12 protein-coding genes are annotated in these 14168 nt (G+C 62.8%); 8 read left to right on the top strand and 4 right to left on the bottom strand.

Annotated elements, in window-relative coordinates; all coding sequences use genetic code 11:
• Positions 1-54: 54 nt before the first annotated feature.
• Positions 55-696, bottom strand: coding sequence for a hypothetical protein (locus NKH13_RS30780; protein ID WP_352916588.1), 642 nt, complete (start codon positions 694-696; stop codon positions 55-57).
• Between the two features lie 61 nt (positions 697-757).
• On the opposite strand from NKH13_RS30780, the gene NKH13_RS30775 reads away from it, so the two are divergent.
• On the top strand, positions 758-1102 hold the full coding sequence (locus NKH13_RS30775) for a hypothetical protein (protein ID WP_254820014.1): 345 nt from the start codon (positions 758-760) through the stop codon (positions 1100-1102).
• Positions 1103-1165: 63 nt separating this feature from the next.
• Here NKH13_RS30775 and ggt read toward each other — a convergent pair whose 3' ends face one another.
• The 3 genes from ggt to NKH13_RS30760 all read right to left on the bottom strand — a co-directional run bounded on the left by ggt (position 1166) and on the right by NKH13_RS30760 (position 6701).
• Positions 1166-2902 carry a gamma-glutamyltransferase gene (ggt, locus tag NKH13_RS30770; protein ID WP_352916586.1) on the bottom strand — a complete coding sequence of 579 codons (1737 nt, stop codon included), beginning with the start codon at positions 2900-2902 and terminating at the stop codon, positions 1166-1168.
• 282 nt (positions 2903-3184) lie between these two features.
• The gene (gene rhaI, locus NKH13_RS30765) at positions 3185-4477 is read right to left on the bottom strand and encodes an L-rhamnose catabolism isomerase (RefSeq protein ID WP_352916585.1); all 1293 of its coding nucleotides are present in this window, start codon (positions 4475-4477) and stop codon (positions 3185-3187) included.
• A gap of 121 nt (positions 4478-4598) precedes the next feature.
• Positions 4599-6701 (bottom strand): bifunctional rhamnulose-1-phosphate aldolase/short-chain dehydrogenase, encoded by a 2103-nt coding sequence (locus tag NKH13_RS30760; RefSeq protein WP_352916583.1) that lies wholly within the window; start codon positions 6699-6701, stop codon positions 4599-4601.
• Positions 6702-6888: 187 nt separating this feature from the next.
• On the opposite strand from NKH13_RS30760, the gene NKH13_RS30755 reads away from it, so the two are divergent.
• From NKH13_RS30755 to NKH13_RS30725, 7 genes are all read left to right on the top strand, one after another.
• Positions 6889-7698, top strand: coding sequence for a DeoR/GlpR family DNA-binding transcription regulator (locus tag NKH13_RS30755; RefSeq protein WP_292660987.1), 810 nt, complete (start codon positions 6889-6891; stop codon positions 7696-7698).
• Between the two features lie 54 nt (positions 7699-7752).
• Positions 7753-8748 carry a rhamnose ABC transporter substrate-binding protein gene (gene rhaS / locus NKH13_RS30750; RefSeq protein WP_292660985.1) on the top strand — a complete coding sequence of 332 codons (996 nt, stop codon included), beginning with the start codon at positions 7753-7755 and terminating at the stop codon, positions 8746-8748.
• Between the two features lie 83 nt (positions 8749-8831).
• Entirely contained in the window at positions 8832-10373 is a 1542-nt protein-coding gene (locus tag NKH13_RS30745; protein WP_352916581.1) for a sugar ABC transporter ATP-binding protein, read from the top strand.
• Entirely contained in the window at positions 10370-11347 is a 978-nt protein-coding gene (locus NKH13_RS30740; RefSeq protein ID WP_352916579.1) for an ABC transporter permease, read from the top strand. The genes NKH13_RS30745 and NKH13_RS30740 overlap by 4 nt, the downstream gene beginning before the upstream one ends.
• A complete protein-coding gene (locus tag NKH13_RS30735) occupies positions 11344-12345 on the top strand; it encodes an ABC transporter permease (RefSeq protein ID WP_352916578.1) in 1002 nt (333 codons plus the stop codon). Before NKH13_RS30740 ends, NKH13_RS30735 begins: the two co-directional genes overlap by 4 nt.
• Positions 12345-12662 (top strand): L-rhamnose mutarotase, encoded by a 318-nt coding sequence (gene rhaM, locus NKH13_RS30730; RefSeq protein WP_352702258.1) that lies wholly within the window; start codon positions 12345-12347, stop codon positions 12660-12662. The genes NKH13_RS30735 and rhaM overlap by 1 nt, the downstream gene beginning before the upstream one ends.
• Entirely contained in the window at positions 12659-14029 is a 1371-nt protein-coding gene (locus tag NKH13_RS30725) for an FGGY-family carbohydrate kinase (RefSeq protein WP_352916576.1), read from the top strand. Before rhaM ends, NKH13_RS30725 begins: the two co-directional genes overlap by 4 nt.
• Positions 14030-14168 lie beyond the last annotated feature (139 nt).

Below are 14168 nucleotides of genomic sequence, written 5' to 3'. Positions count from 1 at the left end.
GCTCGTGCAGCCGTCGCCCGCCGCGCTTAAAATGGGCGGCGGGCGACGTATGCGTCAGGGGTTCCCCGGCGTCGTCGCTCGGCAGGAACCCCGCCGTACCGTGGAGGGCCGGGGGGCCTCACAGGCAGTTTCAATGCGAACAATCAGCAGACTTTTCGATTCCCATGACCAGGCGGCGCGTCCGTCGAAACGCTTCAGGCGGCAGGAATTGCCCGCCACCAGATCAGTGTCATCGGACCCTACGATGACGAAATCGACGCCGTCTTGCGCGGTCCAGGCACCGGTGCCGCCCTTGGCGCGGCAGCCGGTTTGTTGGCCGGCCTCGGCGCCTTTGACATGCCCGGCATCGATCCCCTCGGCGCGGGATGGCTGGCATCGGCGCTCGTCGGTGCAGTCTTGGGCGGCGTTACCGGCAGACTTCTGGGTAAATTGTCCGAAATCGGCAAGCAGCCGGGCCAGCGGGATGCCGAACAAGGTGTGATCCTGGTGCTGGCGCATGTCGACGAAAGGCAGGGCGACACCGCACAGGCGGTGCTTGGGGCTTCCGTTCAGGCGACGCAGTCTTTGGCCAGGGCGGCTTGAAGATTCAGCTCGGACAAAGCGCTTGACCAGGCCGCGCAACGGGCCGATCAAAGCGCGCACCCAAAAATCTCTGGCAAGCCGCCGCCAGAAAGTGTTGAACACCGTGCCGATCACATTCGGCGAGCGGTTGCGCTCGGCGAGGCTTGATGATTTGCTGTCGGTTTGCGGAGAACGAATGATGCATGAGCCTGTCGGTCAAGACGAATATGGGTCGACCAGCCCGTTCGATCCGGACGATCTGTCGAGGTTGAACGCGATCGGCCCGAGCGCCGGCAGCAACGATTTCGAAAAATACGCAGTCGCCGTGATCATCGTGTTCGGCGCCCTGATCATCGGTGGCCTGATGGCTGCCGGCTTGAGCTTCGGGCGCCGCAGCACCTTCTTTTTCGCGCTTGGCGGCGCTACCGCGGCATGGATATCCGGCAATGCGCTTCTGCTCGACCGGCCGCGCATCTACGCGCTGTTCGTCGGCATCGCGGCACTGATGCTGATAGCGTCCACGATCGCGCTGGTCACCTGATTCAGAGCGTAATCTTCTTGTTGACCATGATCTTATCCGAAAACCGGTCCCCACTTTTGGGGTCTAATACCCGATAGCCTTGCCGGATGCGGCGCGGCTGTCGATGGCGCCATTGTAGCGGGCGCCGCCACCCTTCTCGATTTCTGCCAGGCTCTTGCCGCCGACCAGGATGCCGGCCGCCTGGCCCCAGGTCTTGTCGGCAAGATCGAGGTGGTAGCCCATGCCGGTGAGCAGCTTTTCGGTATCGGGCGACAGGCCGAAAGGTTCGATATAGACCGTGTCGGGCAACCATTGGTGATGGATGCGCGGTGCGTCGATGGCCTCCTGGATGTTCATGCCGTGGTCGACGACGTTGACGATCGCCTCCAGCGTAATGGTGATGATGCGTGAACCGCCGGGGCTGCCGATGACCATGAACGGCTTGCCGTCTTTGGCGAGGATGGTCGGGCTCATCGACGACAGCGGCGTCTTTTTCGGCGCAATCGCATTCGCCTCGCCCTGGACCAGGCCATAGAGATTGGGCACTCCGGGTTTCTGGGTGAAATCGTCCATCTCGTTGTTGAGCAGGATGCCGGTGCCGGCGGCGACAACGCCGGCGCCGAAAGAGCCGTTCAGCGTGTAGGTTACCGCGACGGCGTTGCCATCATTGTCGATGATCGAATAATGCGTTGTCTCGCTGCTCTCGCCAAAGCCCTTCGGCATCAGTTCCTGCGACACGCCGGCCCGGAACGGATCGATCTTTTCGCGGATTTCCCTAGCGTAATTCTTGTCGAGCAGTTTTGCGACCGGATTGTCGACGAAGCCGGGGTCGCCGAGCGCCGAATTGCGGTCGACATAGGCGTGGCGCATCGCCTCGACCATGACGTGAACCGTCTCGGCCGAACCCGCGCCGAGATAGGACAGCGGATAGAACTCAAGCACGTTGAGGATCTCGCAGATGATGACGCCGCCGGAGCTCGGCGGCGGCGAGGAAATGATCTCGTAGCCGCGATAATTGCAGGTCGCCGGCTTGAGCTCGCGCACCGCGTAGTTTTCGAAATCAGCCTTGGCCAGAATGCCGCCCTTCTCGCCGCTCGCCTTGACGATGGCGTCGGCGATCGCGCCTTTGTAGAAGGCATCCGCCCCGCGTTCGGAAATGGCGGCAAGCGAAGCCGCGAGATCGGGCTGAACGAGGCGCTCGCCGAAGGCATAAGGCTTGCCGTCCGGCTTGAGGAAAATGGCTGCCGCCGATTGGTCCCTCGCCAACCGCTCCGCGCCGCCCTGGAGCGAGGCCGCATCGCCCTGCTCCAGCAGGAAGCCTTCCTTGGCAAAGCGGATGGCCGGCGCCAGCAAATCCTGCCGCGTCAGCGTGCCGTATTTCTCCCGCGCCAATTCGAAACCAGCGACCGAGCCCGGCACGCCGACCGCCAGATAGCCGTCGAGGCTGGCGCCCTTCACCGGCTTGCCGTCCTTGTCGAGATACATGGTTTTGGTCGCGGCCAGCGGCGCGCGCTCGCGGAAATCGAGGAAGGTCGAGCGGCCGTCCTTGAAGCGGATGGTCATGAAGCCGCCGCCGCCGATATTGCCGGCGGTCGGATAGACCACGGCCAGCGCATAGCCGACGGCGACCGCGGCATCGACGGCATTGCCGCCCTTCTTCAGCACCTCGACGCCGACTTCCGAGGCCAGATGCTGGGCGCTCACCACCATGCCGTGCTCGCCCCTCGCCGGCTGCGGCGAGGCGGCAAAGGCGAGGAACGGGACGAAGGTCAGGGTGAGGGAAAGGCTGACAGCGATTAGGGTTCGGCGGGTGTGGTGCATGGCCGTTCTCCGGGCTTGGGATAGGCCTAGGAAACGCGCTTGGCGGGGTTGAGTCTACTGACATTAATGGGAAGATACGGCGAGGCTTCGCGCCTCCGGCTAAGCTGCCGATCTCCGCCTTGCGGGGAGATCGGATTTCGGCTTTGGTTTTCGCCAACATTCAACGCTGACAGGCAATTTTGTTCTTGCTTTGTGCCGGCAGCTATGCTACTAATCTGGCTGTGGTGCTAATTGGCTCCAACGACCGCCCTTCGTGGCGGGTTTTCAATTTTCGCCCCAGCTTCAAACAATCCCGCCGCCGACGCTTGCCACCGCCGGCCGTTCCGCTGCGACCTTCGCCCGGTAGCCGGCGGCGCGGTAGGCGGCGACCGGATCGATGGCGCCGCCGGTCTTGAGCCGTGCCATGGCGAGGATCGGCTCGACGTCGGTACGATAGGCTGTCTTCAGCGTCTGCGTCGCCATCAGCGCGTCATTGGCGTCCTGGAAGCCCTCGAGCGCCTTGCGGTCGACCAGCAGCGCCTGGGCATAGGCGCGCTGCACCTCTATCGCCGACAGCATCAGGCTTTCGATCGGATCGGTTACGTTGTGGCTCTGGTCGAGCATGTGGGCCGGATCGAACCCCTCGGCACCGGCAAGCTCGGCATCGACCAGCTCATTGAAGACCAGGAACAGCCGGTATGGATCGATCGAGCCCGCGTCGAGGTCGTCGTCGCCATATTTCGAATCGTTGAAATGGAAGCCGCCGAGCTTCTTGAACTGGATCAGCCGCGACACGATCATCTCGATATTGACGTTGGGGGCGTGATGGCCGAGGTCGACCAGGCAGAACGCCTTGTCGCCAAGCTCTTTGGCGATGATGTAGTTGGTGCCCCAATCCTGCACGACGGTCGAATAGAAGGCCGGCTCGTACATCTTGTGCTCGGTGAACAGCTTCCAGTCGTCCGGCAGCCCGGCATAGATCTCCTTCATCGCGTCGAGATAGCGCTCGAACGACTTGGCGAAATTGACCTGGCCGGGAAAATTCGAGCCGTCGCCGATCCACACCGTCAGCGCTTTCGAGCCCAGCGTCCTGCCGATCTCGATGCATTCGAGATTGTGCTCGACCGCCTGCCGGCGTGTTGCTGCATCGGCATGCGACAGCGAGCCGAACTTATAGGAAAGTCTTTGGTCCCTGGCGTCGGAGAAGGTGTTGGAGTTGATGGCGTCGAAGCCAAGGCCGAAGCGGGAGGCCGCCTGCTTCAGCCGGTTCGGATCGGCCTTGTCCCAGGGAATGTGCAGCGAGACGCTCGGCGTCGCCTGCGTCAATTGCCGGATGACGGCGCAGTCCTCGATCTTGTCGAAAATGTCGCGCGGCTCGCCGGCGCCGGGAAAGCGGGCAAAGCGGGTGCCGCCGGTGCCGACGCCCCAGGACGGGATGGCGACGGCGAATTTCTCGACCTTGTCGCGGATTGCATCGATGGCGATGCCGCGGCGGTCGAGGCGCTCGCCGAGAGACTCGTAGTCGCGTTTGAGGTCGGCATCGCGCGCGGCATTGTGCCTGTCCACGAGGTCGGCGGAGATGATGGTTTCGGACATGGTTCCTCCCAAATGCGTTCGGTTGGCGCTGCCCCTCATCCGCCTGCCGGCACCTTCTCCCCGTATAGTGACGGGGAGAAGGGTAAAGGTCCGGCGTCGGCGCCAACCCTCAAATGACTGCTTATCGCGTAAAACTCTGCGCGTTGCCGGCGTCGACGTTGATGATGTTGCCGGTCGATTTTGCCGACATGTCGGAGGCGAAGAAATAGATCGCCTCGGCGATGTCTTCGGGGAACACCGAGCGCTTCAGCATCGAACGCGAGCGGTAGTGCTCTTCGAGATCATCGGTCGACATCTTGTAGGCGGCGGCGCGCTGTTCCTTCCACTCGCCGGTCCAGATCTTCGAGCCGCGCAGCACGGCGTCGGGATTGACGACATTGACCCTGATCTGCGCTTCCGCGCCTTCCAGCGCCAAGCAGCGTGCCAGATGGATTTCGGCTGCCTTGGCCGTGCAATAGGCGGCGGCGTTTGGCGATGCGGCAAGCCCGTTCTTGGAGGCGACGAAGACGGCGTTGCCGCCGATCTTCTGCGCCCGAAACAGCCGGAACGCCTCCCGCGAAACCAGGAAATAGCCGGTCGACAGGATGTCCATGTTCTTGTTCCACAGCGCCAGCGTGGTGTCCTCGATCGGCGCCGACGTTGCCAGACCGGCATTCGACACGAGGATATCGATGCCGCCGAATTCGACCGCCGTTTCGGCAAAACCGGAGATCACCTGATCCTCGGACGTGACGTTGATGACGACGGGCCGCACGAAATCCTTGCCGTAGGCTTTCGCCAGTTCGTCATTGGCGCTGGCGAGGGCTGCTTCGTCGATATCGGCCAGCACGACGCAGGCGCCCTCGCGCAACAGCCGGTTGGCGGTCGCCCGGCCGATGCCGCCGGCGCCGCCAGTGACCAGCGCGATCTGGCCGGCAAGGGCCTTTGGTTTGGGTAGGCGCTGCAGCTTTGCCTCTTCGAGCAGCCAGTATTCGATGTCGAAGGCTTCCTGGTCGGGCAGGCCGACATAGGTCGAGACCGTCGAGGCACCGCGCATGACGTTGATGGCATTGACGTAGAATTCGCCCGAAATGCGCGCCGTCGCCTTGTCGCCGGCGAAGGTGAACATGCCGACGCCGGGCATCAGATAGACGACGGCGTTGGGATCGCGCACCGGCGGCGAATCCGCGTGCTTGCAGCGGTCATAATAAGCCTGATAGCCGACGCGATACTCCGCCACATCGTCGGCAAGACGGGCAATGACGGCATCGACGTCCGGATTGTTGGGATCGAACTCGATGACCAGCGGCCGGATCTTGGTGCGCAGGAAGTGGTCCGGGCAGGATGTGCCGAGTGCCGCCAGCGGCCGCAAATCCCTGGAATTGACGAATTCGAGCACCGCAGGAGAATCATCGAAATGACCGAGCTTGTGGCTTTTCTCCGAGATCAAGCCGCGGATCCTCGGCATCAGTCTTGCGGCCACGGCGCGACGCGCCGGCGCATCGAGCGATTTGACGACTTCGCCGCCGAAGATCGGCTTGCCCTGGCTCTTGCGCTCGAACCAGTCGATCGCCTGGTTGATCACCGAGATCGTCGTCTCGTAGCATTCCTTCGGCGTGTCGCCCCAGCTGAACAGGCCATGGCTGGCCAGCACGACACCCTTGGCCTCGGGGTTCTCGAGGCAGAATTTCTCCAGCCACAGGCCGAGCTCGAAGCCTGGCCGTTTCCATGGCAGCCAGCCGATCGTGTCGCCGAAGATCTCCTTGGTCAGCGCCTGCGAATCCTTGGCGGCGGCAATGGCGATGATGGCATCGGGGTGCATATGATCGACATAAGGCTTCGGCACGAAGGCATGCAGCGGCGTGTCGATGGAAGCCGCGCGCGGGTTGAGGTTGAAGGTGCAATGGGGCAGATAGCCGACCATCTCGTCCTCATGTTCGAGGCCGCGATAGAGACCTTTCAGCGCGCGCAATTTGTCCATGTAGAGCGTGGCGAAGCCGTCGAGCTTGATCGAGGCGCTGTCGCCGCCCGAGCCCTTGACCCACAGCACTTCCACGCTCTCGCCGGTGAGCGGATCCTTTTGCCAGATCTTGGAGGAGGTGTTGCCGCCGCCATAATTGGTGACGCGCTTGTCGGAGCCAAGGACGTTCGAGCGATAGACCAGACGTTCGGGCTCGCTCATTGCTTGCGCTTTTGGGTCATCCCAAAGATTGGCGAGGCGCGTGCCGGAGCGCTTGTCGAGCATAGATATCCTCCCTTTGGGACACGCAAACGGCGCGGGTCCCTTTTGTGCGAATTTCTACGCAAGCGGCCGTCTTGTCAATCACAAACGATCAACATCAATCATATTGCACTGCACAATGAAATTATCTGATCGGAAATGATTGACACTGCGCGCTTTGGGTGCCTAGATGCTCAGGCAGGGAGGAACCATGCACGAGAAAGAGCGCCACAGGATCATTCTGTCCGCCGTCCAGGAAAAGCCTGTGGTGACGGTGCAGGAGATGGTCGACCTGACGGAGTCGTCCGAGGCGACAATCCGGCGCGACATCGCGGCATTGCACGTGCAAAAGCGCCTGCGCCGGGTGCGCGGCGGCGCCGAGGCGCTCTCGCCGCCGCAATTCATCGGCCTTGCCGGCCGGCCCTTTTCCGTCAACGAGACCATCAACGCTTCGCAGAAGCGGGCAATCGCGCGGGAAGCCGTGGAACTCTGCAAGGACGGCGAGCCGATTATCATCAATGGCGGCACCACCACCTTCCAGATGGTACATTTCCTGACCGGCCGCCGCATGCCGATCTTCACCAATTCCTTCCCGATCGCCGAGCACTTGCTCAGGCACTCCAAGAACACGGTGATGCTGTCGGGCGGCACCATCTACCGCGAGCAGAACATCATCCTGTCGCCGTTCGACAATGACGTGACGCGCAATTTCTACGCGCGCCGCATGTTCATGGGCGCTCAGGGGCTGGGGCCGCTGGGTCTTATGGAAGGCGACCCGCTGCTGATCCAGGCCGAGCAGAAGCTGATCGACCAGGCGGACGAGTTGGTGGTGCTGGTCGATTCCTCGAAGTTCCGCAAGCGCTCCAGCCTGATCCTGTGCGGCCTGTCGCGCATCGCCACGGTGATCACCGACGACGGCATCGAGGATCGCGAGGCCAAGATGCTGGAGACCGCCGGCGTGACGCTGATCGTCGCCCGCACAACGCTGGGCAATAAGGAAGAATCTTCGCTGCAGGCCTGAGAAACCTCACGCCCGCAGCGGCGATGGAATGCAACGCTCAAGGGAGGATATTCGATGAGCTTTCTGAAGAAATTGATGGTTACGGCGGCGTTCTCCGCCGCCATGTTCGTGAATGCCGCCTACGCCGAAAACGTCAAGATCGCGCTGGTGGTGAAGTCGCTCGGCAACGGCTTCTTCGACGCCGCCAACAAGGGCGCCGAAGAGGCGGCCAAGGAGCTCGGCGATGTCGACATCATCTACACCGGCCCGACCAAGGCGACCGCCGAAGCGCAGATCGAAGTGGTCAATTCGCTGATCGCACAGAAGGTCAACGCCATCGCCATTTCGGCGAACGACGCCGACGCGCTGGTGCCGGTGCTGAAGAAGGCAATGGAGCGCGGCATTACCGTCATCTCGTGGGATTCAGGCGTCGCGCCGGAAGGACGCCAGCTTCACCTCAACCCCTCCGACACCAACCTGATCGGCGAGACCATCATCAAGCTTGCCGCCGACTACCTGCCGGAAGGCGGCGATGTTGCCATCCTGTCGGCTTCTTCGACCGCGACCAACCAGAATGCCTGGATCGACGCGGCCAAGAAGGTGCTGCCGGAGAAGTTCCCCAAGATCAAGCTCGTCGCCACCGTCTATGGCGACGACGACTCGGCCAAGAGCACGGACGAGGCCAAGGGTCTTTTGAAGTCCTATCCGAACCTCAAGGCGATCATCGCACCGACCACGGTCGGCGTCGTTGCCGCCGCGCAGGTGGTGACCGATGAAGGCCTGATCGGCAAGGTCAACGTCACCGGCCTGGCGCTGCCGTCGGAGTTCAAGAAGTTCATCGACAATGGCGCCAGCCAAGCGGTTGCGCTGTGGAACCCGATCGATCTCGGCTACTCCGCCGTCTACCTCGCCCATGACCTGGCGGTGAAGAAGGAAGAGGCGAAGCCCGGCGCGACGCTGTCGATCGGCCGTGTCGGCAAAGTCACGCTCGATGACACCAACTCGGCCGCGATGGCTCCGCCCTTCCAGTTCGACAAGTCGAACATCGAAAAGTTCTCCAAGATCTATTGATCCTGGAGCCTTCGAACTGGTGCGGCGGGGCTCAGGTCCCGCCGCGCTTTCAAACGAACCTTGTTTCAGGGCTTGATACGATTATGGACACGACAGCCCAACACGAAGTGGCGAATGAAGCGCCTTTGTCACCCGGACCGCGCCTAACGCTGTCCGGCATCTCGAAAAGCTTTCCCGGCGTGCGCGCGCTGCACGATGTCGGCCTGTCGCTCTATCCCGGCCAGGTAACCGCGCTGATCGGCGAAAACGGCGCCGGCAAGTCGACGCTGGTCAAGATCATGACCGGCATCTACCAGCCTGATGCTGGCACGATCAGCATCGACGGCCAGCCGGTCACACTGCCCAGCGCCCACGCCGCGTTCGGGCATGGCATCACCGCCATCCACCAGGAAACCGTGCTGTTCGACGACCTGACGGTGGCCGAAAACATCTTCCTCGGCCATGCGCCGCGCACGCGTTTCAAAACCATCGACTGGCGCACCATGCGCAAGAACGCCCGCGAGGTGCTGGACACGATGCGTGCCGGGCACATCGACGCCGATGCGCGGCTGAAGGACCTCGGCATCGCCAACAAGCATCTCGTCGCCGTCGCCCGCGCCATGTCGATTGATGCCCAAATCGTCATTATGGACGAGCCGACCGCAGCGCTATCGCTGAAGGAGATCGAAGAGCTCTTCTTGCTGATCGAATTCCTGAAGAGCGAAGGCAAGGCGATCCTGTTCATCAGCCACAAGTTCGACGAGATCTACCGCATCGCCGACCGCTATACGGTGTTCCGCGACGGCGAGATGGTCGGCGAAGGCCTGATTAGGGATGCCGGCCAGAGCCAGATCGTGCGCATGATGGTCGGCCGCGCCGTCGATCATATCTTTCCGCAGCGCAAGGCCGAGATCGGCGCGCCGGTGCTCACTGTCTCCGGCCTGTCGCATCCGACCGAGTTCGACGACATAGGCTTCGAGCTGCACAGGGGCGAAATCCTCGGCTTCTACGGCCTTGTCGGCGCCGGGCGCAGCGAGGTGATGCAGGCGATATCAGGCATCACCCGCACCAGCGGAGGCACAATCACGCTGGAAGGCAAGGCGATCGCGCCGAGATCGGCGGCCGATTCGATCAATGCCGGCATCGTCTACGTGCCGGAGGAGCGCGGCAAGCAAGGTGTGGTGATCGGCCTGCCGATCTTCCAGAATGTCTCGCTGCCCTCGCTCAAGCGTACCTCCAAGTCCGGCATGCTGCGGCTGGCGGAGGAGTTTGCCCTGGCCCGCGCCTACACCGAGCGGCTCGACCTGCGCGCCTCCTCGCTCAGCCAGGACGTCGGCACGCTGTCGGGCGGCAACCAGCAGAAGATCGTCATCGCCAAATGGCTGGCGACCGCGCCCAAGGTGATCATCTTGGACGAGCCGACCAAGGGCATCGACATCGGCTCGAAGGCGGCCGTGCACGGCTTCATGGCCGAGCTCGTCGCGCAAGGTCTGTCGGTGATCATGGTGTCGTCCGAATTGCCGGAACTCCTCGGCATGTCCGACCGCGTCGTCGTCATGCGCGAGGGCCGCATTGCCGCGGTCTACGACAATATGGGGCTCGACGCCGAAACCTTGGTCAAGACGGCAGCGGGGATCGCGGCATGAAGGCTTTTCTCAGATATCGCGAGGTCTGGCTGCTGGCGGCAATCGTCGTGCTGATCGGGCTGATCTCAACGCGTTTTCCAGGTTTTGCCGATCCGGCCAATCTGCGCCAGGTGTTCAACGACACGTCGATCCTGATGATCCTGGCGCTCGGCCAGATGGTCGTCATCCTGACCCGCTCGATCGACCTGTCGATGGCTTCCAATCTCTGCTTCACCGGCATGGTGGTGGCGATGCTGAACGCCGCGCATCCGGCAATCCCGATCCCGCTGCTGATCGTCATCGCACTTCTGGTCGGCCTGGTGCTCGGCGCTATCAACGGCCTGCTGGTATGGCGGCTGAACATTCCCTCGATCGTGGTTACGCTCGGCACGCTCACCATCTACCGCGGCGCCACCTTTGTCATATCAGGCGGCGCCTGGGTCAATGCCGACCAGATGAGCGCTGATTTCATCGGCCTGCAGCGCGCGGCGTTCCTCGGTATTCGGGTGCTGTCGTGGATCGCCCTGCTGGTCATTGCATTGTTTTTCCTCGTGATGACGCGCAGCGCGCTCGGCCGCTCGATCTATGCCATCGGCGTCAACCCGACCGCATCGGTCTATGCCGGCATCGATGTCGGCCGGACCAAGTTCATCGTCTTCTGCATTTCGGGGATGATCGGCGGCCTCTGCGGTTATCTCTGGATTTCGCGCTACGTCATCGCCTCGGTCGAGGTCGCCAATGGCTATGAGCTCAACATCATCGCCGCCTGCGTCATCGGCGGCATTTCGATTGCCGGCGGCATCGGCTCGGTCGGCGGCGCGGTGCTCGGTGCGCTGTTCCTTGGCATCATCTCCAACGCGCTGCCGGTCATCAACATCTCGCCCTTCTGGCAAATGGCGATTTCAGGCAGCGCCATCATCCTGGCCGTAGTGCTCAACGCACGCGGCGAACGCCGGCAAGGCCGCATCATTCTCAAGAAGGCGGAAGCGGCATGACCGACACCCCTGCCACACGCCACATTCCCGATCGGCTCGACAAGCCTTTCACTGCGGCGATTTTCTCATGGGAGGCGCTGCTAATCGCGGTGGCCATCGCTATCTTTGCCGTGAACAGTTTTGCCTCGCCCTATTTCCTCGACGCGTGGTCGCTGTCGGACCTGACTTTCAACTTCACGGAAAAGGCGCTGATCGCGCTGGCCATGGCGCTGCTGATCATCTCCGGCGAAATCGACCTGTCGGTCGCCGCCATCATTGCGCTGGCGTCAACGATGATGGGCATGGCGGTGCAGGCCGGCGCCGGCACTCCGGTGCTGGTGGCAATCGGCCTCGTCGTCGGGCTCGGCTGCGGCGCATTCAACGGCCTGCTCGTCACCAGGCTCGGCTTGCCGTCGATCGTCGTCACAATCGGCACGATGAGCCTGTTTCGCGGCATTGCCTTCATCATCCTGGGCGACCGTGCCTATAAGGGCTACCCCGCGAGTTTCGCCTTCTTCGGCCAGGGCTATGTTTGGTGGGTCGTGTCGTTCGAACTGACGCTGTTCCTGATCGCGGCAGTTATCTACTGGTTCCTTCTGCACCGCACGAGCTTCGGCCGCCGGGTCTTTGCCATCGGCAACAACCCGGTCGCGGCGCAGTTTTCCGGCGTACGCGTAGGCCGCATCAAATTCATCCTGTTTTGCCTGACCGGACTGATGGCGGGCATCGCGTCGGTGCTGATCACATCGCGGCTCGGCTCGACCCGGCCGTCTATCGCGCAGGGCTACGAGCTCGAAGTCATTACCATGGTGGTGCTCGGCGGCGTCAGCATCCTGGGCGGCGCCGGCAGCATTTTGGGCGTGGTGCTGGCGGCCTTTATCATGGGACTGGTGACCTTCGGCCTCGGCCTGCTCAATGTGCCCGGGATCGTCATGTCGATCTTCATCGGCCTGCTGCTGATCATCGTCATCGCGCTGCCGATCCTGTGGCGGCGCGTGCGGCGGGAGCGCTTTGCCTGATGCCCGAAAAATATGCGTTCAAGATGAAGCTCAATCCGGGCATGAAGGCCGAATACAAGAGGCGCCACGACGACATCTGGCCGTCACTCGTCGCGTTGCTGAAACAGGCCGGCATCTCCGATTATTCGATCCATCTCGACGAGGAGACCAACACCCTGTTCGGCGTGCTGTGGCGACGCGATGACCACGGAATGGACGAATTGCCGAAGCATCCGGTGATGCAGCGCTGGTGGGCCGAGATGGCGGACATCATGGAGACCAGGCCGAACAACGAGCCGGTGGCGGTGCCGCTGGAAACAATGTTCCATATGGAATGACCCGCCACGTCGCCGTTATCGATATCGGCAAGACCAACGCCAAGGTGGCGCTGGTCGATCTCGCCACATCGAGCGAAGTGGCCCTGCGCACGGTGGCGAACGAGCCGGTTCGGCAAGCCCCGTACCCGCACCATGACGTCGAGCGGTTATGGGCGTTTATCCTCGGCAGCCTGGCCGAGATCGATCGCGAGCAGCGCATCGATGCGATATCGATCACCACCCATGGCGCAACGGGCGTGCTGGTCGACGCATCAGGCGAGCTGGCGCTGCCGGTGCTCGACTACGAATTCGACGGGCCGGATGCCCTTGCCGGGGACTATGACACGATCCGTCCGGCATTCTTCGAGACCGGCACGCCACGCCTGCCGGCCGGCCTCAATCTCGGCGCGCAGCTGTTCTGGCAGCAGAAGCGCTTTCCGGCGGATTTCGCCAGAACCGCCGCGATGCTGATGTATCCGCAATACTGGGCCTTGCGCCTGACCGGCGTCGCCGCCAGCGAGGTGACTTCGCTCGGCTGCCACACCGATCTGTGGAACCCATGGAAAGCGGATTTTTCCTCACTGGTCGACCGGCTGCAATGGCGCCGGCTAATGGCGCCGGTGCGGCAGGCCAAGGACCGCTTGGGCCCGATCCTGCCCGCTCTGGCGCGGCAAACCGGCCTCGATCCGCAAACGCTGGTGTATTGCGGCCTGCACGATTCCAACGCCTCGCTGCTGCCGCATCTCCTGTCCGACAAGCCGCCCTTCTCCGTTGTCTCGACCGGCACCTGGGTGGTGTCGATGGCGGTCGGCTGCAGCAAGGTCGCGCTCGATCCGGCGCGCGACACGCTGGTCAATGTCAACGCACTCGGCGATCCCGTGCCCTCGGCGCGCTTCATGGGCGGTCGCGAGTTTTCCGTGCTGACCGAGGGCCAATCGGAGAACTGGACCGAAGACGATGTCGCCGCGGTGCTGGCGCACAAGACAATGCTACTGCCTTCCACGCAACAGGGCTCGGGGCCGTTTCCGCACCACACCGCCGCGTGGCTCGATGCCGAAGGTATGACGGCCGGCCAGCGCTTTGTCGCCATCTCGTTCTACCTGGCGCTGATGACCGCGACCTGCCTCGACCTGATCGGCGGCGAGGGGTCAACCATCGTCGAAGGACCCTTCGCCCGCAACCGGCTGTTCACCCGCATGCTGGCTGCGGCGACAGCGCGCGCCGTCATTGCCTCCAAGGCTGCGACAGGCACCAGCATCGGCGCCGCCTTGCTGGCGTCGGACCAGGGGACACCGCAAGGCAGAGGCGAAAGGACCGAACCGTCGGCCGATCCACTCTGGACAAGTTACGTGCGCTCCTGGCGTTCGGCGGTCGACGAACGAGCCTGACCGCCGAGCTCATGGCGCCCTGATGTCCGGAGAAGCCTAGAGCGGTTCCCCCTTTGACGGAATCAAAGGGGATTCCAGATTTATCTGTTTTGTGATTCAAGATGCTGGCTGGAGTGGAGGCCAGCATCGGATGACCCGA

Source organism: Mesorhizobium sp. M1348, from assembly GCF_040317925.1.
GTDB lineage: Bacteria > Pseudomonadota > Alphaproteobacteria > Rhizobiales > Rhizobiaceae > Mesorhizobium.
The sequence above is the reverse complement of the archived record's forward strand: the minus strand, read 5'-3'. Positions and strand labels throughout refer to the sequence as shown.

Excerpts from the sequence above, each read along its gene's own strand:
- NKH13_RS30775 (WP_254820014.1), top strand. The coding sequence starts at position 758 with ATGATGCATGAGCCTGTCGGTCAAGACGAATATGGGTCGACCAGCCCG.
- ggt (WP_352916586.1), bottom strand. The coding sequence starts at position 2,902 with ATGCACCACACCCGCCGAACCCTAATCGCTGTCAGCCTTTCCCTCACC.
- rhaI (WP_352916585.1), bottom strand. The coding sequence starts at position 4,477 with ATGTCCGAAACCATCATCTCCGCCGACCTCGTGGACAGGCACAATGCC.
- NKH13_RS30760 (WP_352916583.1), bottom strand. The coding sequence starts at position 6,701 with ATGCTCGACAAGCGCTCCGGCACGCGCCTCGCCAATCTTTGGGATGAC.
- NKH13_RS30755 (WP_292660987.1), top strand. The coding sequence starts at position 6,889 with ATGCACGAGAAAGAGCGCCACAGGATCATTCTGTCCGCCGTCCAGGAA.
- rhaS (WP_292660985.1), top strand. The coding sequence starts at position 7,753 with ATGAGCTTTCTGAAGAAATTGATGGTTACGGCGGCGTTCTCCGCCGCC.
- NKH13_RS30745 (WP_352916581.1), top strand. The coding sequence starts at position 8,832 with ATGGACACGACAGCCCAACACGAAGTGGCGAATGAAGCGCCTTTGTCA.
- NKH13_RS30740 (WP_352916579.1), top strand. The coding sequence starts at position 10,370 with ATGAAGGCTTTTCTCAGATATCGCGAGGTCTGGCTGCTGGCGGCAATC.
- NKH13_RS30735 (WP_352916578.1), top strand. The coding sequence starts at position 11,344 with ATGACCGACACCCCTGCCACACGCCACATTCCCGATCGGCTCGACAAG.
- rhaM (WP_352702258.1), top strand. The coding sequence starts at position 12,345 with ATGCCCGAAAAATATGCGTTCAAGATGAAGCTCAATCCGGGCATGAAG.
- NKH13_RS30725 (WP_352916576.1), top strand. The coding sequence starts at position 12,659 with ATGACCCGCCACGTCGCCGTTATCGATATCGGCAAGACCAACGCCAAG.